At 52.9% G+C, this 22,685-nt stretch carries 23 protein-coding genes, 1 pseudogene and 1 riboswitch; of the genes and pseudogenes, 3 read left to right on the top strand and 21 right to left on the bottom strand.

All coding sequences use genetic code 11. The features are described 5' to 3' along the window. Positions 1 to 67: 67 nt before the first annotated feature. From H70357_RS09465 to H70357_RS09430, 8 genes are all read right to left on the bottom strand, one after another. A complete protein-coding gene (locus H70357_RS09465; RefSeq protein ID WP_038588327.1) occupies positions 68 to 742 on the bottom strand; it encodes a precorrin-8X methylmutase in 675 nt (224 codons plus the stop codon). 14 nt (positions 743 to 756) lie between these two features. Next, positions 757 to 1,572: a precorrin-6A reductase gene (gene cobK / locus H70357_RS09460; protein WP_038588324.1), complete on the bottom strand. Its 816-nt coding sequence runs from the start codon at positions 1,570 to 1,572 to the stop codon at positions 757 to 759. 5 nt (positions 1,573 to 1,577) lie between these two features. Next, complete coding sequence (locus H70357_RS09455; RefSeq protein ID WP_063848033.1) at positions 1,578 to 2,894, bottom strand: sirohydrochlorin chelatase; 1,317 nt, start codon at positions 2,892 to 2,894, stop codon at positions 1,578 to 1,580. Continuing rightward, positions 2,891 to 4,465 (bottom strand): precorrin-3B C(17)-methyltransferase, encoded by a 1,575-nt coding sequence (cobJ, locus tag H70357_RS09450; protein ID WP_052092495.1) that lies wholly within the window; start codon positions 4,463 to 4,465, stop codon positions 2,891 to 2,893. The genes H70357_RS09455 and cobJ overlap by 4 nt, the downstream gene beginning before the upstream one ends. A 123-nt stretch (positions 4,466 to 4,588) precedes the next feature. Next, positions 4,589 to 5,431: an energy-coupling factor ABC transporter ATP-binding protein gene (locus tag H70357_RS09445; RefSeq protein WP_038588322.1), complete on the bottom strand. Its 843-nt coding sequence runs from the start codon at positions 5,429 to 5,431 to the stop codon at positions 4,589 to 4,591. Between the two features lie 70 nt (positions 5,432 to 5,501). Then, positions 5,502 to 6,293 carry a cobalt ECF transporter T component CbiQ gene (gene cbiQ / locus H70357_RS09440; protein ID WP_038588320.1) on the bottom strand — a complete coding sequence of 264 codons (792 nt, stop codon included), beginning with the start codon at positions 6,291 to 6,293 and terminating at the stop codon, positions 5,502 to 5,504. Continuing rightward, positions 6,277 to 6,573: an energy-coupling factor ABC transporter substrate-binding protein gene (locus H70357_RS09435; protein ID WP_038588318.1), complete on the bottom strand. Its 297-nt coding sequence runs from the start codon at positions 6,571 to 6,573 to the stop codon at positions 6,277 to 6,279. The genes cbiQ and H70357_RS09435 overlap by 17 nt, the downstream gene beginning before the upstream one ends. Next, positions 6,573 to 7,337, bottom strand: a complete 765-nt coding sequence (locus H70357_RS09430; protein WP_038588315.1) for an energy-coupling factor ABC transporter permease — start codon at positions 7,335 to 7,337, stop codon at positions 6,573 to 6,575. The genes H70357_RS09435 and H70357_RS09430 overlap by 1 nt, the downstream gene beginning before the upstream one ends. Before the next feature lie 263 nt (positions 7,338 to 7,600). Then, a riboswitch (cobalamin riboswitch) is annotated at positions 7,601 to 7,789 on the bottom strand. Positions 7,790 to 7,952: 163 nt separating this feature from the next. Between H70357_RS09430 and H70357_RS09425 the strand changes: the two genes are divergently transcribed. Continuing rightward, positions 7,953 to 8,930, top strand: a complete 978-nt coding sequence (locus H70357_RS09425) for an ArsR/SmtB family transcription factor (protein ID WP_038588313.1) — start codon at positions 7,953 to 7,955, stop codon at positions 8,928 to 8,930. Between the two features lie 203 nt (positions 8,931 to 9,133). Here the strand turns inward: H70357_RS09425 and H70357_RS09420 are convergent, their stop codons facing one another. The 8 genes from H70357_RS09420 to H70357_RS09385 form a co-directional block, all read right to left on the bottom strand. After that, complete coding sequence (locus tag H70357_RS09420) at positions 9,134 to 9,409, bottom strand: DUF6171 family protein (RefSeq protein WP_038588311.1); 276 nt, start codon at positions 9,407 to 9,409, stop codon at positions 9,134 to 9,136. Positions 9,410 to 9,422: 13 nt separating this feature from the next. Further along, positions 9,423 to 10,919, bottom strand: coding sequence for an alpha-N-arabinofuranosidase (locus H70357_RS09415; RefSeq protein ID WP_038588309.1), 1,497 nt, complete (start codon positions 10,917 to 10,919; stop codon positions 9,423 to 9,425). Between the two features lie 202 nt (positions 10,920 to 11,121). Next, on the bottom strand, positions 11,122 to 12,048 hold the full coding sequence (locus tag H70357_RS09410) for a 5'-3' exonuclease (protein WP_052091936.1): 927 nt from the start codon (positions 12,046 to 12,048) through the stop codon (positions 11,122 to 11,124). A 28-nt stretch (positions 12,049 to 12,076) separates the two neighbouring features. Then, a complete protein-coding gene (locus H70357_RS09405) occupies positions 12,077 to 12,442 on the bottom strand; it encodes an arsenate reductase family protein (protein WP_038588307.1) in 366 nt (121 codons plus the stop codon). 416 nt (positions 12,443 to 12,858) lie between these two features. Further along, on the bottom strand, positions 12,859 to 13,845 hold the full coding sequence (locus tag H70357_RS09400) for an RluA family pseudouridine synthase (RefSeq protein ID WP_038588305.1): 987 nt from the start codon (positions 13,843 to 13,845) through the stop codon (positions 12,859 to 12,861). 1 nt (position 13,846) lies between these two features. Then, entirely contained in the window at positions 13,847 to 14,410 is a 564-nt protein-coding gene (locus H70357_RS09395) for a cob(I)yrinic acid a,c-diamide adenosyltransferase (protein ID WP_038588302.1), read from the bottom strand. A gap of 180 nt (positions 14,411 to 14,590) precedes the next feature. After that, positions 14,591 to 15,481 (bottom strand): alpha/beta fold hydrolase, encoded by an 891-nt coding sequence (locus H70357_RS09390; RefSeq protein WP_038588300.1) that lies wholly within the window; start codon positions 15,479 to 15,481, stop codon positions 14,591 to 14,593. A 36-nt stretch (positions 15,482 to 15,517) separates the two neighbouring features. Continuing rightward, the gene (locus H70357_RS09385) at positions 15,518 to 16,144 is read right to left on the bottom strand and encodes a TetR/AcrR family transcriptional regulator (RefSeq protein WP_052091935.1); all 627 of its coding nucleotides are present in this window, start codon (positions 16,142 to 16,144) and stop codon (positions 15,518 to 15,520) included. 408 nt (positions 16,145 to 16,552) lie between these two features. On the opposite strand from H70357_RS09385, the pseudogene H70357_RS09380 reads away from it, so the two are divergent. Next, a pseudogene (locus H70357_RS09380) lies at positions 16,553 to 18,112 on the top strand (IS1182 family transposase). 115 nt (positions 18,113 to 18,227) lie between these two features. On the opposite strand, the gene H70357_RS09375 reads toward H70357_RS09380, so the two are convergent. From H70357_RS09375 to H70357_RS09355, 5 genes are all read right to left on the bottom strand, one after another. After that, positions 18,228 to 18,479, bottom strand: coding sequence for an aspartyl-phosphate phosphatase Spo0E family protein (locus H70357_RS09375; RefSeq protein WP_231578400.1), 252 nt, complete (start codon positions 18,477 to 18,479; stop codon positions 18,228 to 18,230). 31 nt (positions 18,480 to 18,510) lie between these two features. Further along, positions 18,511 to 19,731: an aminotransferase class I/II-fold pyridoxal phosphate-dependent enzyme gene (locus H70357_RS09370; protein ID WP_038588294.1), complete on the bottom strand. Its 1,221-nt coding sequence runs from the start codon at positions 19,729 to 19,731 to the stop codon at positions 18,511 to 18,513. Between the two features lie 13 nt (positions 19,732 to 19,744). Further along, positions 19,745 to 20,245 carry an Lrp/AsnC family transcriptional regulator gene (locus H70357_RS09365; protein WP_038588292.1) on the bottom strand — a complete coding sequence of 167 codons (501 nt, stop codon included), beginning with the start codon at positions 20,243 to 20,245 and terminating at the stop codon, positions 19,745 to 19,747. 276 nt (positions 20,246 to 20,521) lie between these two features. Beyond that, positions 20,522 to 20,908: a spore coat protein gene (locus H70357_RS09360; protein ID WP_038588290.1), complete on the bottom strand. Its 387-nt coding sequence runs from the start codon at positions 20,906 to 20,908 to the stop codon at positions 20,522 to 20,524. Positions 20,909 to 20,968: 60 nt separating this feature from the next. Next, positions 20,969 to 21,202 (bottom strand): hypothetical protein, encoded by a 234-nt coding sequence (locus H70357_RS09355; RefSeq protein WP_038588287.1) that lies wholly within the window; start codon positions 21,200 to 21,202, stop codon positions 20,969 to 20,971. A gap of 182 nt (positions 21,203 to 21,384) precedes the next feature. Here H70357_RS09355 and H70357_RS09350 point away from each other — a divergent pair, with 182 nt between their 5' ends. After that, complete coding sequence (locus H70357_RS09350; protein ID WP_038588284.1) at positions 21,385 to 22,623, top strand: NAD(P)/FAD-dependent oxidoreductase; 1,239 nt, start codon at positions 21,385 to 21,387, stop codon at positions 22,621 to 22,623. Positions 22,624 to 22,685: the final 62 nt, after the last annotated feature.

The following is a 22,685-nucleotide window of genomic DNA, read 5'->3' as shown; positions in this document are numbered from 1 at the left end:
GTTTCTGCTTAGTTCCCGACTTCTATGATTATTTATTCTTTATTCGTATAAAACCCTACCTTTACTGCTACCGTCCAGATTCCTGTTGCTCAGTATCCTGCCGGACAGCCAGCAGGCTTAAGGCATTCACCGCTGCTACAACGACCGTACTGCCGCCTTTGCGGCCTATGTTCGTAATGTAGGGAATATCCAGCTTGCGCAGCTCATCTTTGGATTCGGCAGCGGATACGAAACCAACGGGCATGCCGATGACAAGTCCGGGCTGGGCCGCTCCTTCTTTTACCAGACGAATCAACTCCAGCAGCGCCGTAGGCGCATTGCCGATAACATATATCCCGCCGGGAGCTTCCTTACAAGCTTTGCGCGTCGCGACAATCGCCCGGGTCGTCCCCAGCATTTTGGCTTCTTCGATGACATCCGGATCGGAAATATGCACCCTGACATCTCCGCCGTATTTATGTATCCTTTCCTTGGCGATACCGGCCTCTACCATCCGCACATCGGCAATGATCGGCTTGCCCTGCAGAATGGCAGCTATACCCGCTTCAATCGCCCGGGGATGAAACACCAGACTCCGCCCCAGCTCGAAATCGGCAGATGCGTGGATGATCCGCTGCACCACCGGATACTGTATAGCGTTAAAATAATGTACTCCCAGTTCCTTCGTGATCATTTGAAAGCTCAAGCTCTCAATTTCCTGCGGCTGCACCGTCAGCGGTTTGAAATCCGTTCCAAAGTCCAAGCCCATTCCCCTTTTCATAATTCAGTAGATGTTTCCACATCTTTTCGCTCACGCCCCGCCAGTACTGCTTTTACCGCATAAGCTATCTCATCCATTGCATGATAGACACTGCCAAAATCACAATAAGGCGTGTCCGGACGCGTTATCAAAATAACGTAAAGCCCCATATCCAGCGCAGCATGCAGCTTCTCATCAAGAGATCCCTCTGCCCCGCTCTCCTTAGTGATCATGACCTGCGTGCCGTACTGCCTGTACATCGCTTCGTTCATTTCCCTTGAAAAAGGTCCCTGCATCCCAATAATATTCCGCTGTTCTATCCCAAGCGCAAGGCATTTCTCAATGTTCTCCAGGCAGGGAAGCAGCCTGACCGTCAGGCGCACCTCCGGATCGCTGAGCAGCCGCTCCGCAAAAATCTCCAGTGTTTTCCCACCGGTGGTCAGCATGACCGAGCCTTTTAATTGTTTTGCTTTGCGGGCCGCTGCTTCATAAGAATCTACACAAATCAACCGGGGATGACTGTCATAGTGAAGGCTTCGCCGCTCGTAGCGAAAATAGGGCAGCCCCAGCGCTTCCGCAGCGGCCATTGCATTGGCATGGGCCTCAAGTGCAAAGGGATGGCTTGCGTCTACTACAACACTGTAATTCCCCTCCTGCAAAAAGGAGGTCATCCCCGGCTGGTCCAACCTGCCAACCGCAGTCCGTATTGCGGCTGCTTCAAGCCGCTCCGCTGCACTTGGCGTCACGACAGAAGCCACCAGCGGCAATCCATGAGATGACAAAGTCAGCGCTAATTCCCGGGCATCACTCGTTCCGCACAACATAAATATCATAGCGTTCAGAATTCCTTCGGTCCGTTGGCCGAAGATACTGTCTGTACTGAAAGTTCCCGCTGACGCGGCTGTATTTTGCCTTCCGTACCCATCTCGGAGTGATGCTCCTGTTCATGCTGCCTGCTGCAGCACTGATGCCCATGAGCCGCATGATTATGCCCACATCGCCCGTGCTCCTGGCTATGATGTTTCCCGTGATGGTGGTGGTGATGCCCATGCTCGTGATTATGATCTTCTCCATGATGATGGTGATACCTGTGGTCATGGCTATGATCTTCCCCATGATGATGGTGATACCCGTGGTCATGGCTATGATCTTCCCCATGATGATGATCATGCCCGTGTCCCTCTTCATGTTCATGTTCTTCCTCACCATGGTGGTGGTGATGGTGGTGTGCGGCCGCCTCAACACGGTATTTGCAGTTATCGCAGTTGGCGAAGGATTGGCCTTCCAATGTCTCTTCAATTCGCTCCGCAAGCATGTCGGACAGCAGCGGGTGAGAACCAAGGTAACTGCCTTGCTCCACCTCGACCTCAGGATGCCCGGCAGCGAACTGCGAGATGATATCAGAAAACTGCTTCATCAGAACTCCGGTGAAAAGCAGGTACGGCAGCACCACAATTTTACGCGCACCCAATACCAGACAACGCTCCAGCCCCTCGGGCAGCGAAGGTTTGGCAATGGCGATAAAGCAGCCCTCTACGCTTTTATAAGCAGTCCTTTCCCACAGCAGGCGGGTCAGCTTATAGAAATCACTGTTGGCATCAGGATCGCTGCCTCCACGGCCCATAACAAGAATAATGGTGTCTTTGTCCTCCACTTTCGAGGTTTTCATCTCAACTGCAGCAGTGCCTGTATTGCCAGCTCCGGAGACAGAATGCACTTCCCCCGGACCCGCTTCTTTCGCATTCTCCCCCAATGTCAGTATCTTGTCTTCCGGCTGGGCCGGCTGTCTCCACGCAGTTGCTTCTGCGATCCGGTCCAGCAAAATATCCACCGCCCGCTCCTGTACACCGACCGGACGTCCGTACACAAATTCCACGCCGGGATACTTTAGCTTCGCCTGGTCCATGGCCAGCGGAATGTCCAGCTTGGAATGGCCAGCCGCGAACAAAATAATCGGTACCACGTAAACCGTCGAAGCGCCTCCTTTTACACAAAGCGCTATGCCCTCAGCAATCGAAGGCGAAGCCAGTTCTATAAAGCAGGTTACAAAGGTCAGCTCCGGCTTGCGGGCGGCAAGCTCACTTGTGAATTTCCGCAGCTCCTCGTTGCCCTCCGCTACCCGGCTGCCATGTCCTACGAGCAATACTGTTTTCATTCGTTGTGACCCCCATGCTGAAAAAATGTATAAAACCGTTCATTGATTTTGCCCTGCGAAGCGTATCGCAGGGCAATCGCTGTAACTGCGGTTATGAGCTCATCTTCATTCATTCCTTCTCGGAACAGGCTGCCTGCATGTGCGCCTCTTCCCGACTTCTTCCCGCCAAGATACAGCTCGAAGCTGCCCTTGGAGAACACTACGCCGATATCCTCCAGCACGGCTGAGCTGCAGGCCATGCCGCAACCAGCTACACCGATCTGTAGTTCCCGCGGCACCGGCCGTCCGTGGAGATGCTTATGAAGGCGGATAGCTGCATTAAGTCCGTCTTCCTTTCTTAATTCACAGAAGCCGCAAGTTTTCACTCTCACAAAATTCCCTGGCAGGCTCACATTCAGCCCGGCCTCTGCCAGCCGGTACGCCTTATCCTCCTGCTCAGCCCCACTGCTGCGCAGCAAAAAATGTCCGTCCCGCGTATATACCAGCTGACCTTCATCGCCTGCAAGCTCCGCAAGCAGCGCCATCTGGGCGCCGCTATATCTATGGCTGCCAAGTGCCGGCGAAACCTCCAGTTCGGAGGCTTCGAATTGCCCCGCCGGCGAAACGGCGGAAGCAAAAGCCTTAGGCAGCTCCGTCCGGGCCGCTGCAGAAGCAGCTCCGCTCTCCGCAGCCGCCGCGCTGCCCATAGGGCCAGCAGCGTTATTCACCTCTGCTGCGGCCTCTGCGGCAACCGCTGCCGCAGCCAGCGACCACGGCTCTGCCGCTGTCCGCAGCCGCTCATGCGGCTTCAGCGCCTGCGTCTCGGCGCCAAGACTGTACTTGCGCTCATAGCCGCGCGGCGTCACCATCAGACCTTCATAGACGGTAGTCGCGGAGTTGCCGACCACAACTGTGGAGAGCATGCCGATCTCATGCTCCAGCATATTCTGCAGCGTAGTTACAACCGTCTGCTGGCGGTCACGGTAGGCGCTTTTGACAATGCCGACCGGCGTGGAAGGATCGCGGTAGCGAAGCAGAATGCTGCGGGCTTCCTCAATCTGCCGCGTCCGTTTGCCGCTGCGCGGATTATAGAAGGCAATTACAAAATCCGCCGCACCCGCCGCATCGACACGCGCCGCGATGCTCTCCCACGGCGTTAGATGATCGCTCAGACTGATCGTGCAGGCATCATGCATAATCGGCGCTCCCAGCAGTGAGGAGCAGGACTGGATCGCCGATATTCCGGGAATCACCTCAACTTCCACACCGCCCGCACGCTTCCAGCCCCGTTCGATCAGCACCTCGTACACCAGTCCGGCCATCCCGTACACACCTGCATCCCCACTGGAAATGACCGCAATGCTCTGTCCTGCTTCCGCCCTGCGCACCGCTTCCTGGGCCCGGCTGACCTCTTCGGTCATACCGGTACCGACAATTTCCTGATGCTTCAGCAGCGGCTTGATCAGCTCTACATAGGTGTTATAGCCGATGACAGCTTCACTTTCCTCAAGCGCAGCCAGTGCGCGGCCTGTAATATGCTCCAGGGCACCGGGGCCAAAGCCGATAATCAGCAGCTTTCCTTGTTTTTCCATCCTTTTTCCCCCGTCCACAAAATAACCTGATTTCATGCTTCCCCTGCTGCTTGCTACAACGCTCTATATATAGCAGATGCTTCTGCCCAAACAGCATTCACCTCTGTCATTGACGCAATCATTCTATTGAATTTCCCGCTTCAGAATGGCTTTGAACTCTTCTGCATTCCGGGGAGCAGTCTGCCCGGCAGTCAAACGGCCGGGCAGGCTATGCCATATATCGGCGAGCAGCGGCAGGTCAAGACCGATCGCCCGCATGTCTTCCCCGTCTGCAAAAATATCCTCCGGCGATCCGGCTACCCGGCAGGCGCCTTTATCCAGCACGATGATCCAGTCTGCCCAGCGGTAGGCCAGATTCATATCATGCGTCGCCATGACCACCGTGGTGCCCTTGGCATAAATGCTCTCAAGTCCAGCAAGCAGCTGTCTCTCGGAGAGCGGGTCCAGATAGGAGGTCGGCTCATCCAGCAAAATCAGCTCCGGCTCCATCGCCATGACCCCTGCGAGCGCCGTGCGCTTTTTTTGGCCCAGACTGAGCTGATGAACCGGCTTATCTTGCAGAGCCAGCAGATTCAGCTGCTCCAGCACTTCCAGGCAGCGCTTCTGAATAGCGGCCTCATCCATGCCCGTCCCCCGCAGTCCGAAAGAAATATCCTCGATAGGCGTACTAAGAATCAGCTGCTGCTCGGGGTCCTGAAAGACGAGGCCCACGCGGCGGCGCAGGGCGGCCAGCTCTTTTTTGGAATAGGTTAGCGGGGTACCGCCCTGCAGCACCTTGCCTTTCTGCGGACGCAGTACGCCAACGGCATGCAGGAACAAGGTTGATTTGCCGGAGCCGTTGTGGCCGAGCACTGCTGTTTTTCGTCCTTTGGGGATGGAGACAGTCAGCTCCCGCAGCGCAGGTTCCGCCGTGTCCGGATAACTGAAGGCGACCCCCTCAAAGACCAGGCTATATTCATTATTCATTGCAATCTCCTTACTCTTAGTTCAGTCTCCACTTTAACTCCTGCCGTTGGCCGATTCCCCAATCAAGAAATCACCAGCTCCGCAAGATCCATAGCTGAGCGAGCAGCAGCAGGGAAATACCGGTGCAGGCCTGAACCGCGAATCTGCGCGGCACCGGGCGTGACACATAAGGCGGCAAAATGATCTCACCCATGTACCCCCGGGTTATCAGCCCTTGCGACAGCCCATAGTAGCGGTGCATCGTATTGGCAAACAGCGAGCCCGCCATTCCCGCAACTTCCCGCAGTTTGGCCACCCGTCCTCTTCTGCCGCCGCGCAGCCGCCGGGCCAGCATCATTCCATGTGCTGTATCGCTCAGCAGGAACAGAAAACGGTACATAATCAGCATGAGCTCCAGTACGATCTGCGGCATCCGCAGCCTGCGGAGTACCTGCAGCAATTCTCCGAACGGTGTTGTAAATATGATAAATAAGCAGCAGGTCAGGCAGGCCAACACGCGCGCCAGCAGCAATCCTGCCCGGTGTAGCCCCTCCGCCGTAATGTATAGCGAACGAGTCAAAGCCGGGAGCTGCAAGGATATTACCGCCTCACCGGCAGTTGGAAGGCCAATTTCAAGCAATAGGGCCGGCAGGCTCAGACAAAAGAACAAAAGTGCCGTACCAAACAGCAGGCCGTAGGCGCGCAGCGGGATTTTGGCGTACAGGACACACCACACGGTCATCCAGCCCGCAATCACAAGCTGCAAGACCGGATGAAGTGCATAGGAAAGGATGAACATGACTGCTGCGAACAGGCTTTTCCACATCGCGGGCAGCTGCCTCAGCGCATTGCTGTAGGATAACGCATCAATTCTTCTGATCATTAAGCTTGCGCCGGTCCTGTCTGCCTTTCAGCAGGCCGATGGAATAGCCAATCACTCCGGCCCCGATCGCCGCCTGCAGCGCGAACAGCATGCTTTCCGTTTCGCCGGGCAGCTCGGTCAGCGGTTTGAACCAGGGCTCATAACCGGGATCAATCTCTGTAATTACACCCTCTGCGGCATCGTCAGCCCCGCCGAATTCCCCGTTCACCAGCAGCAGAGGCAGCACCACCAGCAAAATCACCGCCAGCAGCATCAATCCATTTTTCCACTTGTTGCTCATCACAGACTTCCTCCCTTGGTTTGCCGTTTCAGCAGCGACAGCTCATTCGGGCTGTAGGATTTCAGCCAGTTCCAGAGCAGCACGGTCAGCAGCCCCTCGCTGATGGCGAGCGGAATCTGCGTCACGGCAAAAATACCGCCGAACTTAATCAGAGAAGCCAGCACACCTCCGTCTGCCGCCGGAAAAGCCACTGCAAGCTGAACCGAGGTCACCACATACGTCATGAGATCAGCCACTGCCGCCGCCATAAAGACTGCCAGCTTTTCACGTCCATTCACCTTCATCAGCAGCTTATAGACCGCATACCCGGCAAAAGGACCGGCCACCGCCATCGAAAATGCATTCGCACCGAGTGTCGTTATCCCCCCGTGCGCCAGCAGCAGCGCCTGAAACAGCAGTACAACAGACCCGATTACGCTCATCGGCAGCGGCCCCAGCATTACAGCACCAAGTCCCGTTCCTGTAGGATGGGAGCTGCTTCCGGTTACGGAAGGCATTTTGAGTGCCGACAATACAAAGGTAAATGCACCCGCCAGCCCAAGCAGCAGCTTCAGCTCCGGGTTGTCCTTGGTCATTTTCTTCAGCTTAAGGACTCCAAGGGCAAAAAACGGCAGAAACGCCGCCCACCAGAATACGGCCCAGCCTACCGGCAGAAACCCCTCCATAATATGCATCGCGTTAGCCGTGCCCGGCTCATTCAGCAAAAAATAAACGGTAAATCCGGCAATAAGTGCAGCAAAACTCCAAAACTTGCGTTTGTTCATCCTTTTCCCTCCATGGATTCGTCATTTTGTGCCGCATCAAATCAAAAACTCCCGCCCCGGGGGGTGGGAGTGCTATGTACGTCATCAGATATGTAAGAGATGGTGGTCCCGCTGCAACAGCGCGGAGAATTCGCAGAATTGTAATGTGGGAGAGCTGAAGCTGGCACTTGCTCTGCACCAAATCTTCAAAATCCACCGTCTCCAAAACTGCATGCCTTCATCTCTTTAACCAATTCGTACACCGCTCCTATCCGCGTAGAGTCGTGGTGCGCGCAAACAAGGTAGGTCTCCTGGCTCGGAATCATAACGCCTTCCTTCGTCTTCCCCGGCTGTTTGCCGAGTGACATGCTGAAGTTCAGCTCTTCCTTACAGTGGCGGGACCGCTCGGGATTTGCACCCGATTCCCTGTTACCCCTTGTAGTTACAAGGGCACCTTGTCTTATCGCTAATTTATCCTGTCAATTATAGTGGACTTCGCCGGGTGGTGTCTGTGATAAAAGTGGAGCGGCAAAGTTCTCCAGCACACCATCCGGTGAACCCTACGGGTTGTAAGAAAGCCATTTAAGTAATATAATTATTAACTATATAACTTGAATCCGGAGGCGTACCCAGAAAATGAAACTTGATCTTACCGAAGATTCCCTGCCGGTGTACGAGGCGCTCTCAAGCGCTGTACGTCTGCGAATGCTGCAGCTGCTTGCTGTTCAGCCCATGAACGTAAAGGAATTGGCGGGAGCGGTCAAGCTGAGCAGCGCCATTATGACAATGCATGTGCGTAAGCTGGAAACGGCCGGACTGATCCGCACCCATATGGCCCCCGGACGAAGCGGACTGCAGAAGATTTGTTCTCTTGCCGCTGAAGGGGTGGAGATTATCTTCCCACTCCAGGCCAAAGCAGAGCGCAAGGGTCACCGGAAAGAAATACCGGTCGGACATTATTCCGACTTTGAGATAGAGCCAACCTGCGGACTGGCCACTACCGAGCATATCATCGGCAGCTTCGACGATCCCCGTTATTTCTGGGATATGGAGCGGATGAATGCCGGAATTCTCTGGTTTGGCAAAGGTTATGTCGAATACAAAATACCCAACTTCCTGTTGTCCAGCCAGCAGCCGGAGGAGCTCATCATTACGATGGAGATTGCCTCCGAAGCACCGTCAACCAATAATAATTGGCCTTCGGATATTGCGTTCACGCTAAATGGCCAGAAGCTCGGGTATTGGACTAGCCCAGGCGATTACGGAGACAGCCCGGGGAAATATACCCCTGCCTGGTGGCCGGCGTACACCAATCAATACGGCCTGCTCAAGCAGCTGCGCATTACCCCAAAAGGAACCTATATGGACGGCTTAAAACTCTCAGACATTACGCTGGAGCAGGTTGCAATCCGCAACAAGCAGTGGACCTTCAGGCTCTCGGTGGAAGAGGATGCCGAACATATCGGCGGGCTCACCTTATTCGGCAAAGGCTTCGGCAATTACAACGAGGATCTGGTCGTAGAGCTGTTCTATACCGATGGATTCAATGGTGCTGACGCGGATAAAAGGGATGCAGCAGCAGGTACTGACAATGGGAATGGGACAGATTCCTAGCCAAGCGACGCCTTCACTGTAAAGTCCGCACATATATTCTTCTCTTCTCACATAAACGCCCCCATCCCTCGCGGTATTGTATCCACGAGTGATGAGGGCGTTTAAAATTTCAGTATGCCTGGGACTCCACGGGGTTCTTTCCGGTATTCACAGCCGATGATGCTTCCTCTGTGACAAAGGCTCTCCAACGGCTTGGCGGAACGCTACTCCGTGACCGGACTCCACAAACCGCCGCCCGGCAACGGGCAGCCGCGCTCCTTCAGCTTGGCCACTACCGGAATGATACAGCCGCAGGCTGTGCATGTTACGCCATCCTGGAGCTTCGGACAAGCTGAGCAAAGGGCAACCCGCTCCCTGTATACTTCATCTGAAGCGGTGTTGTCCGGGGTGAACATTGATGAAGCCAGAATCCGGGCAATCTGGGCATCCGTCACCTTATACTCTTCCCGGCAGCCCTTGCAGGTTGATAAAGTGCTCATAACGGATGCTCCCTTAAGCCTTCGGGGTAATTTCCAGCACGGTCACCGACATCGGAGGCAGCTCAACGTTAAGCTTGCCGCCTTCCAGCTTAAAGCCGGTAAACGGCTGTGGCGTCACTGCCTCCGGCTGGCTGAATGTATTGTGGGCATCAATTGCTGTTCCGGCCAGCGTCGTTCCTGTAATTTCAACCTCTTTCCCGGCAAGTCCGCGCAGCTCCAGCGGAAGCGATGCTGCAGCAGCATGATTCAGGTTGCACAGGCTGACATGAATTACACCCTCCGCCGTAATGGAAGCTGAGGCCGAGACTTCCGGAATCTCGCGGCCTTCGAAGCTATAGGTGCCACTCTCCAGAGAAAGATCAAGCAGTTCCGCATCCTGATGCACCTTGTACATGTTGAATACGTGGTACGTAGGAGTCAGCAGCATTTTCTCGCCTTCAGTAAGAATTACAGCCTGCAGCACGTTGATCGTCTGGGCAATATTCGCCATCCGAACGCGGCCGCTGTGCTTATGGAAAATGTCGAGGGTTACACCGGCAACCAGCGCATCACGGATCGTGTTCTGCTGATAGAGGAAGCCGGGATTGGTTCCAGGCTCAACATCATACCAGGTTCCCCATTCATCGACAATGAGACCCACACGTTTCTCCGGATCATATTTGTCCATAATCACACTATGGCGGGTTACCAGCTCATCCATGCGCAGCGCCTTCTCCAGCGTAGAGAACCATTCGCCAGTTTCAAATCCGGTAGCCGCCCCCTTCTGTTCCCAGGCAGGACCCGGAATGGTGTAATAATGCAATGTGATGGAATCCATATAGCGGGTGGCTTCACGCATCAGGACCTCCATCCAGTGATAATCATCGACATTCGGACCGCAGGCAATGCGATGGATCTTATTGTCTCCATAATTGCGCACATAGGTCTGATACCGGCGGTACAGATCGGCATAATATTCAGGACGCATATTTCCGCCGCAGCCCCAGTTCTCATTGCCCACGCCAAAATATTTCACGGCCCACGGTTCCTGCCGGCCGTTCTCCTGACGCAGCTCCGCCATTGGCGAAACGCCGTTGAACGTCAGATACTCCACCCACTCCGACATTTCCTGAACCGTGCCGCTGCCGACGTTGCCGTTGATATAAGGCTCGCAATCCAGCATGGCGCATAGCTCCATAAATTCATGGGTGCCAAAATGGTTGTTCTCCACCGTACCGCCCCAATGCGTGTTGATCATCCGTTTGCGTCCTTCGCGCGGACCGATGCCGTCTTTCCAGTGATATTCATCGGCGAAGCAGCCGCCCGGCCAGCGGAGCACCGGAATCTTGATTTCTTTAAGCGCTTCCACAACATCGTTGCGGATGCCGTTCGTGTTCGGGATCGGCGAATCCTCACCTACCCAGATGCCTTCATAAATACAACGTCCCAAATGCTCGGAGAAATGTCCATAAATATTCCGGTTGATTGTTCCCTTGCGGATATCCGCATTTAATACTGCACGCTGAGCCATTTTAATAATCCACCTCTCATTAATTAATATATATATTAACCACTTAATAATTATATTAATATTATAAACACTGCTAAACCCCTTCGTCAATCTTTATATAACATGTTCCGCCCCATTCGCAAAAAAAGCACTCTGGAACCTATATGGGTTCAAGAGTGCTTTTGCAAAAAAATAATCAACCTGTATCAGCAGCTGGCGAAGATCAGCCCAGATCCCCAAGCTCGATCTGCACAATGCCCCGCTCATCCTGCACACTGCCGATCAGATGCATCAGGCTGCCGAATTCCAGCTCTTGGAACTTGCGGGCTGCCGTCTCGCGCTGCAGCGCCCACAGGCATTCAGCCAGCGTGCAGACTACCGGAACATCACAGCGGATTTCCGCCAGCTCACGGGACAGGTGAAGCATATCAAGATCGGCCTCAATTTTGGCACGCACGCCTTTAGGAAGCAGATGAAGATTCTCGATTACCCCTTCCACCGTACCGTATTCGGTCAATAGCTTCAGCGCCGTTTTCTCGCCAATGCCTTTTACACCGGGGTAGTTATCGCTGGTGTCGCCCATGAAGCCCTTCAAATCAATCACCTGGGCAGGGGTGAGGCCCTTTTCCTCCAGCAATTCCGCCGGATCATAAACTTTATAGTTCGAGCGGCCTTTTTTCATAATGACGACTTTGACGTTATCGTTGACCAGTTGCAGCATATCGTGATCGCCGGTGAGAATGTACACCTCGGATTCCCCGCTGTAGCATGAAGCAAGCGTGCCGATGCAGTCATCCGCTTCATAGCCCACCAGTCCAATATTCGGTACGCCTAGTTCAGCCACGACTTCCTTGACCAGATCAAACTGTGGAATCAGCTCCAGCGGTGCATCAATCCGGTTCGATTTGTAGCCGTCATACTTCTCGGTGCGGAAAGTCCCTTTGCCCATATCCCAGCAGCAGACCACATGGGAAGGCTCGAATGTGCTGACCGCATCGAAAAAATACTGCAAAAATCCGTACACCGCATTGGTCGGCAGTCCGGCCTTCGTCTTGCGGATATATCCTCCATAAGAGGTCGCATAAAAGGCCCGGAACAGCAGAGCCATTCCATCGACGATCATTACCCGGCCCGTTGTTACTGAACTCATGTGTAACCTCTCCTTATATTCCATCTTATTAGGCGTTGCTCCAGGCTTCGCCGTATTGCTCTTCTTTATAGCCTACAGTGACTTTCTTGCCGTCAGTGACTACCGGGCGTTTGATCAGCATCCCGTTGCTGGACAGCAGTTTAAGCTGCTCATCTTCACTAAGACTGGACAACTTGTCCTTCAAGCCCAGTGCTTTGTACACCTCACCGCTCGTATTAAAAAACTTCTTCAACGGAAACCCGCTGTTCGCGACCAGCAAACGCAGCTCTTCCACAGTGGGCGGCTGCTCGGCGATATGCTGAAGCTCCAGCTCATGCCCCTGTTCCTTCAGCCATTTGACAGCGCTGCGGCAGGTTCCGCATTTTGGATATTGATATACTTTCAGTTGACTCATAGCAGCTCCTTTGGCAGTTCCCTTTTAAAATTTATAGTGAATTCAATTGCAGCCCAACTGCAGCTAAGGAGATGACCCGTGGTGCTGTCATGTATCATTCACAGATAGAATTGTAATTCCGGTCTATCTTTTCGTTTTACAGTGCATTAGATCAGTAATACGGGCGTTACTAGAGGGAAATATGCCCGCTAGTTCCAGCCGAACCCTCAATTATAAAAGGACAGCGGGAATTACTCCCTCTATAATTGTAGAAATCACGCTATAACACACTATCGATAAAATTACAGGTAGTAAATCCCGCTATTCACTCCGCTACTTCCAAAAGCGATAATTACAGGGACCTTTTCCCGTTAATCACGAGGTCCAGGTGTTGCGGCGACATATGCTTGTGCAGGTGCAGTGCAGGTGCAGTACCGCTACTCCCCAGCCGTCTCCTTTTCCAGCTTCTGCTCAAGCAGCGCCATATCCGGCGGCAGTGGTGCTTCGAAGACCAGCTCCGCAAGCCCGACCGGGTGCTTGAACGACAGCCGCACCGCATGCAGCGCCTGCCGCGGAATTGAGGCATCCAGCTCCGCGATGCTTGCAAGCCATCCCGCTTCCTCCGAAGTCAGCTCCTCCTTGCCATACAGCAGGTGACGGTACATGCCGTCACCGATCAGCGGGCAGCCGATGGAGCTCATATGCACCCGGATCTGATGGGTGCGGCCGCTTTCCAGCTTCAGCTCCACCCTAGCCGCACGGCCCGGGTAGGTTGCCTTGACCTCATACCGGGTCAGCGAAGGATAGCCGTCCGGCGTCACAATGCGCCGGTGCGGTTCTGCCGGGTCACGGTCGATGGGACCGTCGATATCACCGCGCGGCACCGCAGGAATTCCGTGAACAAAGGCCGCATAACGTTTGTCCACGGTTCCGGCAATCATCTGCTCGGAAATATGCTGGTGGCTATAAGGATTTTTCGCGATTACCAGTACGCCCGACGTCTCCTGGTCCAGCCGGTGAACCGGGCGGAAGCGGTACTGTTCTCCCTTTTGCGCCCAATAATGGACGACCCCATTTGCCAGTGTGTCAGTATAATGGCCATGGGTCGGATGGACAATGATTCCGGCTGCCTTGTTCACGACCAGCAGATGCCCATCCTCATACAGGATATCAAACGGAATATCCTGCGGCAAAATATCCTCCGACGTTTCCTGCTCCATCCGGATGTCCACGGTGTCTCCGGCGCTGACCCGGACGCTGATATAGACTCGCTCGCCGTTCAGCATAATCCCCTGCTCTGTCATCTTCAGGCGGGAGAGCAGCTTGCGGGACACATCCATCCGCTTCTGCAGGATGGTCTTCAGCAGCCAGCCGTCCTCGGACGGCGGCACAATATAGGAGATCGGTGAATAATAGCTTGTCATATTATTTGCGGAACACCTTTTTGCTGCGCACATACTCTACATCAGCAATCTCCAGCCGTGTATTCGCTGTGCGGGCCAACGCAAAGAAATAGTCCGAAAGCCGGTTCAAATAAATCACAGCTTCCGGATTAATATCTGCGCTGCGGCCCAGCGTAACCGCCCGCCGCTCTGCACGGCGGCAGACGGTGCGGCAGACATGCAGCACTGAGGACAGCTGGCTGCCGCCTGGGAGAATGAAGCGCTCCAGCACCGGATTCTCCGCCTGCAATTCGTCGATCCAGCCCTCCAGGCGAACCGCCATCTCGCTCTTGACCTTATATTTGCTCTCGCTGATTTTCACAAAAGCCAGATCCGAACCGCAATCGAACAGCTCATGCTGGATCTCCAGCAGTTGTTCCCGGACATCAGCGAACCTCTCGTCCTCCATCAGACTGCGGGCCTGACCCACAAAGCAGTTCAGCTCATCAATCGTTCCGTAAGCCTCGACGCGGACATCATCCTTGCCTACCCGGCCGCCGATGACCGATGTTTCTCCCTTATCCCCCGTACGCGTATAAATCGCCATCTCTTTTCTGCCCCCTTCACTCTCAACATCACATATTCATAGTTTAATCGGTAGGATGTAAGGTTGGCAAATGAAGATCGGTATTTCTGCCATGTTAATAACTGCCTGAGTCCGGGCAATCCATGACAAGTTCAGTCAAATTAAGGTTTTCGCGTTTTTGTATAGCCTCTTCTATCACACCTATGCCTCCTGTTCCTGCAGGAAGCTGATAATTTCCCTGTTGATGATCTCCGGCTGCTCATGATTAACCCCATGCCCTGCATCCTCGATCACTTTATAGCGGAAATCCCCATCCTTCAAAATCTCCAGGAAATCCTTCTTGTGGCCCAGCTTGTAATCCCCCACCAGAAAGTAAAGCTTGTCTCTGATCGCAACCGCCGTCTCTTTATCATAAAGCTGAAGCTGATGAACAAACATGGCCTGTTGATTATGGTTCTTCATTAACAGCACCAGATGCTCAGCCACTTCGGGATGTTTGTCAAAAAGTCCGGAGTTTGGCGAGCTTAGCTTTCGGGTGACCTTTAGCAGATTATTGCGGGTCGGAACGAGAATTTCCGGGAACATCATCATTAGCGTCTGGATCATCGCCTTCATCGGAGCAGAAATCATCCCGCCTTCCATGCACACCACCCCGTATACTCTTTCAGGCAGGCAGGTCGCATAATTAAAAGCCATGTAGGCACCATTCGATACACCCGCCAGATGGAATTTCCCGATCCCCAGCCCATCGGCTACGGCAGTAATCCAATCCACCTGTGAGAACGTCCGCTTGCTGAAATTGGCGTTAGGAATACTTTTGCCGGGTCCGCCTATCGTGTCTACCGCGATGCAATAGAAATGCCTGGATAATTCCTGCATATTGAGCATCCACATCACTGCAGAATTATCACCCACCCCGTGAAGCAGCAGCAAGGGCGGATTGCCTTCATCTCCTGCCGTTATACAATGTGTTGATCCGTATTCCGTTTCAATATCCAGCTCGCGGAATTCCGTCGCCCAGCGTTCCAGCAGCTCATTATAGGAACGCAGCACCCTCTCCTTGCCTGCTTCACGTTTAAATACCTTGACCATGACTGTTCTCTCCCTTAGGTTCAATGTCCGCTTCTGTTAGCTTCTCTTCAAAAAGCGCAGCACCAGCTCTGTAGTAGGAAAAGAATTCTGCTCCGTGGCCTGAGCTCTTGCGATTCCCAGCCCCTGGATGAATGAAAAATAAGCAATCGCCAGCTCCAGCGGATCGCCCTCCACAATCTCCAAGGCCCGCTGGCCTTCCATAATAAGCGGAATCAGCTGCTCAAAAGGCTCTCTAATCTTCTCCTTCGAGATCCGCTTTGCTTCTTCCGGGATAGCTTCGGAGGTTGCTGTCTGCAAAAGAATCAGCTGCCAATGCTGCATCGCAAGACTGCCCGGGGACAGAAACGCCTCGGTCAGCCAAGTGATTCTCTCCATAGCCGTCCCTTCCAGCTCCGCTGCATATTGCACGGATCTTCCTGCCCCTTCCGACGCCAGTTCGACAATCTTGGTGAAGATCTCCTCCTTCGATTTGAAATACATATATACATACCCCTGGCTGAATCCAGCACTGGCCGCAATATCCTTGATTTTGGTCCCGGCAAATCCTTTCCTCGAAAAAACCTCGAGCGCGTGAGTTATAATTTGGCGCGTTGCCTGATCTGGAGCGAGTTGCTCAAAGCCGTCGATAAATCTCTGCTCCAGCATTTTGCTTTGAATGCTCATAGACACCTCCATGAAATGAATGATCGTTCATTCATAACCCATTATAAGGAATTTACTAGTGATATGATACATCTATTTTAGCGAAAAATAGAAGGGGCTGACCCAAAAGCCATGAAATGGCTGCTTGGGTCAGCCCTTTTTTAACGTAGGAGATACGTAAGCTTTTTGGGTGGACGCTCCGCGAACGGACCGTTGTTCCAATCGCTGTTGTCCCCAGATTTTATTTGTTCTCCTTAGCGGTGAAAATCCGGGGACAAAGGCGACCGCTTCCGCTTTTCCACAATCGTTCCGTCCTCTCCGCTGTTTAAGCGGGAATTGGACCTACAATCTTTAAAAAACGCAAAAAAAAGAAACCATCCTTTGGTAAAATGGAGTTACCACACAACCATTTCAAAGGAGAGGTTTCTTTTGTACATTCAATATACCATGGACCAACTTTGCTTGCCAATGGATCTGGAGGAAGATATTCCAGAACATCACCTCGTTCGTATCGTCAACGCCGCCGTTAACCGGCTGGACGACGGCATTTTTGACGCGGCCTACCCGGGTGGTGGCCGTGACAGCTACCATCCTAAAATGCTGACCAAAGTCATTATTTACGCCTACACGCAGCGCATCTATTCCTCTCGCCAAATCGCCAAATCCATTCGGGAGAACATCCCCTTCATGTGGCTCGCCGGTCGGCAGCGGCCAGACTTTCGGACGTTGAATCGATTTCGTTCCCAGCGGATGAAGAACGTTCTCGAAACCGTATTTACCGCCGTGCTTCAGTTTCTGGCTGACGAAAAATACGTTTCCCTCGAGCATTACTTTGTGGACGGAACCAAAATCGAGGCGAACGCCAATCGCTACACGTTTGTTTGGGGGAAAGCCGTCAGTAAACACAAAGCCACACTGCAGGATAAGGTACATGCCCTGTTCGCTGACATTGAAACGGCAGAAGAGCAGGAAGAACAAGAGAATCCAGGTAAAGATCTGGCTGAACTCGGCACAGATTCCGAAGTGAGCAGCGTGAAACTTGAACAGGTGGTGCAAAAGCTCGAAGCTCAGCTGGCCCAAAAACCGAAAGACAAGCCCTTGAAAAAGGCTGTTCGGAAGCTGCGCAAGGATTTGCTTCCCCGACTGCTGAAGTACGAACAATACCAAAAGCTGCTTGGTGACCGGAACAGTTTCAGCAAGACAGATCCAGATGCAACGTTTATGCGGATGAAAGAAGACCACATGCGAAATGGCCAGCTGAAACCGGGATACAATGTGCAAATCGGGACCGAAAACCAATTTATTTTAGCCTACAGTTTACACCAAAGACCGACCGACACCCGCTGTTTAGAGCCGCATATGGAAAAAGCGTAGCAGATCCTCGGAAAACTGCCAAAGACAGTCATTGCGGATGCAGGCTACGGCAGCGAAGAAAACTACGCCTATCTGGAAAAGAAAGAGATTCAGGCGGTGGTGAAGTACGGCAGCTACCACAAGGAAAAGAGCAAGGCCTGGAAAACGAATGTTGGTAAAATCGAGAACTGTACATACGATGCAGCCGAAGATAACTGGACGTGCCCAGGTGGGAAAATGCTGCATTTCCACAGGGAAAGCAAGGAGACCTTAGAGAGCGGCTATGAAATTCGTAGACGTCATTACCGAAGCAGCTCCTGTGACGGCTGCCCCCTAAAGGAGCGTTGCACGAAAGCGGCAGGAAATCGGGAGGTGGTCGTCAGTCTGGAACGGCTGCGATACCAGAACCAAGCGCGGGAACGGTTGCGGAGTGAAGAGGGCTACGCCTTAGCTGTACGTCGAATGACGGAGCCAGAAAGTGTATTTGGACAACTAAAAAATAACCGGGGCTTCCGGCGTTTTCTGCTTCGCGGGATAGAAAAAGTGACGCTAGAGGTCGGTTGGCTTTCGCTTGCCCACAATCTACTGAAGCGAGCAGCCATGGACCAAAAACATAGAGCAGCGCTCCTCCAATAACAGGAGGAGCGCTGCTCTATTGACTTTTATGCTTTTAAAATTGAAGGTGGCCTGTCTCCGCTCATAAAAAATCTACTTTTGAGACAGCCCCTTCTCCAAATGGATGTATGTGCAGTCAATCCCTGCGCATACGTCCTCTCATATATTCATTAATCTTCAGGTCCAGCAAACTGCTGATTTCAATCACAATATCTGAGGTGAAGGATTTCTCCTGTATAAAGAGCTGCTCCATTCTGCTGCGAAGTGCCTGAATCTCATCTTCCAGAGAGAGTTTGCGAGTTGAAGCATCCGCCTTGCAGGACCGTTTTCCGTTTTCCGGATAACATTCCCCGCTATAGGAAGGCAAGTAACAATCGGCGCAGAGCACAATCATCCCTCCTAAACTTCATCTCACTGCCTTATTCAGTCCGTTCACGTTCCAGCTGTAAGACGAATTCACCTATCCGCTCTATCGCCTCGTTCAGCTGGGATACCGATGTGGCATAGGAACAGCGCAGATAACCTTCGCCGCCTAAGCCGAATACACTGCCAGGAACAGCAGCTACCTTGTACTCCAGCAAGAGACGTTGGGCAAATTGATCTGAGGTCAGTCCGGTACGGCGTATGCTTGGAAAAGCGTAGAACGCACCTTGCGGCTCATGGCAGTCCAATCCCGCATCGCGCAGGCCTTTGACGATCAGGCGCCGCCGCTGATTGTAGGAATCCGTCATCCGGTCTTTCTCTTCCATACCGTTGGTCAAAGCCTCCAGCGCAGCTACCTGCCCCATGGAAGGGGCGCACATTACGGTATACTGATGAATCTTCAGCATGGCCGAGATCAAATCGGGGTGGCCGCAGGCATAACCCATCCGCCATCCGGTCATCGCAAACGCTTTGGAGAAGCCGCTGACCAGAATGGTCCGGTCGATCATCCCCGGCAGTGATGGGAAGCTCACATGATTGCTTCCATAGGTCAATTCGGCATAGATTTCATCTGAAATCACAATGAGATCATGTTTCTCGACGACTTTGGCAATCGGTTCCCAGTCTTCCCGGCTCATGATCGCCCCCGTCGGATTGCTCGGGTAACAGAGGATCAATATTTTCGAGCGCGGTGTAATTTTGGCTTCAAGCGCCTCTGCCGTAAGTTTGAAGTTATTTTCTCCAAAGGTCTCGATCCCGACCGGAATGCCTCCGCCAATTGCAGTAATCGGCGAATACGAAATATAGCAGGGCTCAGGTATGAGAATTTCATCTCCCGGTGCGATCAATGCGCGGAGTGCCAAATCAATTGCTTCACTTCCGCCTACCGTGGCGATAATCTGATTAGCGGGATTATACTCAACAGCGAAACGAGATTGAAGATAATTGGCAATGCCTTCACGCAGCTCCGGCATCCCTGCATTGGAGGTATATCCGGTAAAACCTCGCTCAAGCGAATAGACACAGGCTTCACGGACATGCCATGGGGTCTTGAAGTCCGGCTCCCCGACCCCGAGGGAAATGATATCCTTGCTGCCAGCCGCCAGGTCAAAAAACTTGCGGATGCCTGAGGGCTGGATTTGCTGAACCAGCGGTGCCAAATATGAATTCATTGATTTGCCTGTATCTCCGGTTGGTTTGGGTTCATTGGTGATCATATCATTACTTCCTTTACGGAGATATCATCAGACGCTTGTCCTCTTCATGCTCTTCAAAGATGATACCGTCCTGTTTGTATTTTTTGAGGGTAAAGTTGGTTTTAGTAGAGAGCACCGAATCAATCGGAGACAGCTTCTCGGAGACAAAATTGGCGACTTCGCGCAGGTTGCGTCCTTCCACTTCCACTAATAGATCGTAGGCGCCGGACATCAAATAGACCGATTTGACCTGCGGGTACAGATAGATCCGTTCGGCAATGCCTTCAAATCCGCGGCCCCGTTCAGGCGTGATCTGCACCTCGATCAATGCGGTCACCCGTTCGTCATCCACTTTATCCCAATTCACGACAGTAGCATATTTTACAATGACATGATCTTTCTCCATTTGCTCAATAACCGTCTTAACATCATCTTCTTCCGCTCCGAGCAACGTCGCCATCAGCGCCGTAGAGCTTCGGGCGTCCTCCTTGAGCAGTTCCAGCACTTTCCGCTTCAATTCATTCATTTCCTTCATGCCTTCCCTCCGGATAGTTCGCACCGGCAACTGCGTAAAGATCACGCATCGTCCTGCGAAAAGAGTTTAATACTAATATGACACGAAAATGACAGTTCTGCAAACAAAATAACCCCATGGGGAAGACGGGGCAGTGCTCGAAATAAGGGTCGCCAACAAAAAAAAACCGTCCACCCCTCCGGAGGAAATCCGGCGGATAGCGGACGGCTTTAGCTGCTGAGGTTTTTACGCACGAACAGGTCAGGCCCTTCGTTGCTTCACCCCCCGGCAGGAAGGTTACATATAGTAAGAGCTTTGTACGTTCGGCTGATGCTGGGGAACATTTCCATAATGTGCGTTTGTTCCGGCTGCACCTGTTTTTTGCTGTACGAACTGCTGGCATTTCTGCTGGGTCTGGTGAGCGGTCTGAATCTGCTTGTCAATATCTTGGCGCAGTGCCTTGCCTGGCGTAGTGTACATGTTCATTTGGGACATCTTCGTGTACAGTTCCCCCTGCAGGCGTAAAGTATCCATGGTCAGGTCGTTGAACACCCGGCGTACAGTCGGACAATTCGACTCCGTCGCAGCGGTCGTATATTCGCGTACCGTCCGTTTCAAATCTGCAAGCACTGTGTTGAGTAAATCCTCATCCGACATAAATGCCGATCCGTTTTGTGCGTACACAATATTACCCCCTCAATAGTTTGGTTTTGAAATTGCTTTCCATACTAATACCCGGCCGCTTTATTGCGGCTGTGTCGGTGCGTATTGCTGATGCTGCTCCAGCAGCTGCACAAGAGTATTCATATGACCAGTATGGCTTTGGATTTGTTGAACGCAGATTTGGTGCACCGTGGCGTTCTGAGTCGTCCCGGCGGTTGCGGCCATCTGCTTGATCAACAGATCCTCATTAGAGATGGAGTCAGCGATGTATTCCACTTCTTTGCCGCTAAGCGCCTGCATTTGGTTCGATTGCATAGTGTGTATTTCCCTCCTTCTAAATGGTTCAAGCAGTCGTTATTATGCCGCGTATCCAGGCACATTATGTGTGCATTGATGTTATGCGTGCTCCCGGATGAATGCCGGTTAAACCAGTGCATAAGAGCGGGTAAAGCCGGCGAAACTACCCTATCGGTATCTCATAAAGGAGAGATCAACAAATGAAACTAAACAGCGGGCAGCTGCCTTGGGGCAGCTCTTTTCCAAATCCTCCATCCTATCCTGCGCTTGAAGGGGATATTACATGCGATTGCCTGATTGTTGGCGGAGGTATGGGCGGAGCCATGTCCTCCTACCGCTTATCTTTAAGCGGAGCAGATATAGTTCTCATTGATAAAAGAGCAATTGGAGACGGAAGCTCCCATGCCAATACCGGCCTGCTGCAGATAGCCAACGACAAATCGCTGACTGCGTGTATGAATACGTTTGGGGAAGCAAACGGTGTGCTGTTCTATAAGCTGTGCCAGCAGGCTGCCCGGAGAATTCTGGAGCTGCCTGACAAGTTGAACATTGATCCGCACATTATTCCCCGCAGCAGTCTGCTGTATGCAAGCACACCTGAAGATGTGCCAGCTCTGCGGCTGGAGCATGAGAATCTGGTATCACACGGCTTTGATTCGGAATTCTGGGGGCAAGACAAGGTCAGCTCACATTACGCCTTCTCCAAACCCGCCGCACTATATTCCAAGGGCGATGCAGAGACAAATCCTTTCCGGACTGTTCACAGCCTAATTGACAAAGCCCGTGACAACGGTGTCCGCATCTATGAGCATACCCGGGCACGGCATTATGAATACAGCGCCGAAGGTGTGACCTGCATAACCGGGAACGGACGGATCTTCGCCAAGAAAGTGATTTTTGCGATGGGCTACGAAACCCAGGAGATGAAAAAAGACCGTGGCGCCGAGCTCATCAATACCTACGCCATTATGACAAAACCGCTTGATCATTTGCCCAAGTGGCATGAGCGGAGCCTGATCTGGGAAACTGCCCGCCCGTACCTCTATTTCCGGACTACGCCGGATAACCGGATTATTGCGGGAGGCAAAGATGAGCCGTTGACCGATCCGGAGCGCCGGGATATCCGCGTGCTCTCCCAGGGCCAGCGGCTGCTTGAAGAGCTGGAAGCCCTTTTCCCGGAAATCCGGGGAATCGAAGCGGAATATTCATGGGGAGCCGTCTTCGGTTCAACCCGGGACGGACTGCCCTATATGGGCCCGCATCCAGAGTATCCCCACTGCTATTTCATTGAAGGCTATGGCGGAAACGGCACGGTCTACAGCATGATCGCTGCCGAGCTTCTGGCCGATACCCTTGCCGGTAAATACCGGCCCGAGCTGGAGCTGTTCTCGCTGACCCGGTCAAGCAAGCCGTCTCCTTCTCCCGCCGTACAGGCATAAAAGCAGCAAAAAGCTTGGGCTCTGTTGAGCCCAAGCTTTTATTCTGCCTAGTAGAAGAGGTA

The organism is Paenibacillus sp. FSL H7-0357 (genome assembly GCF_000758525.1).
Taxonomy (GTDB): Bacteria; Bacillota; Bacilli; order Paenibacillales; family Paenibacillaceae; genus Paenibacillus_AQ.
Note: the sequence above shows the minus strand (reverse complement) of the source record. Positions and strands in the feature narration are given on the sequence as shown.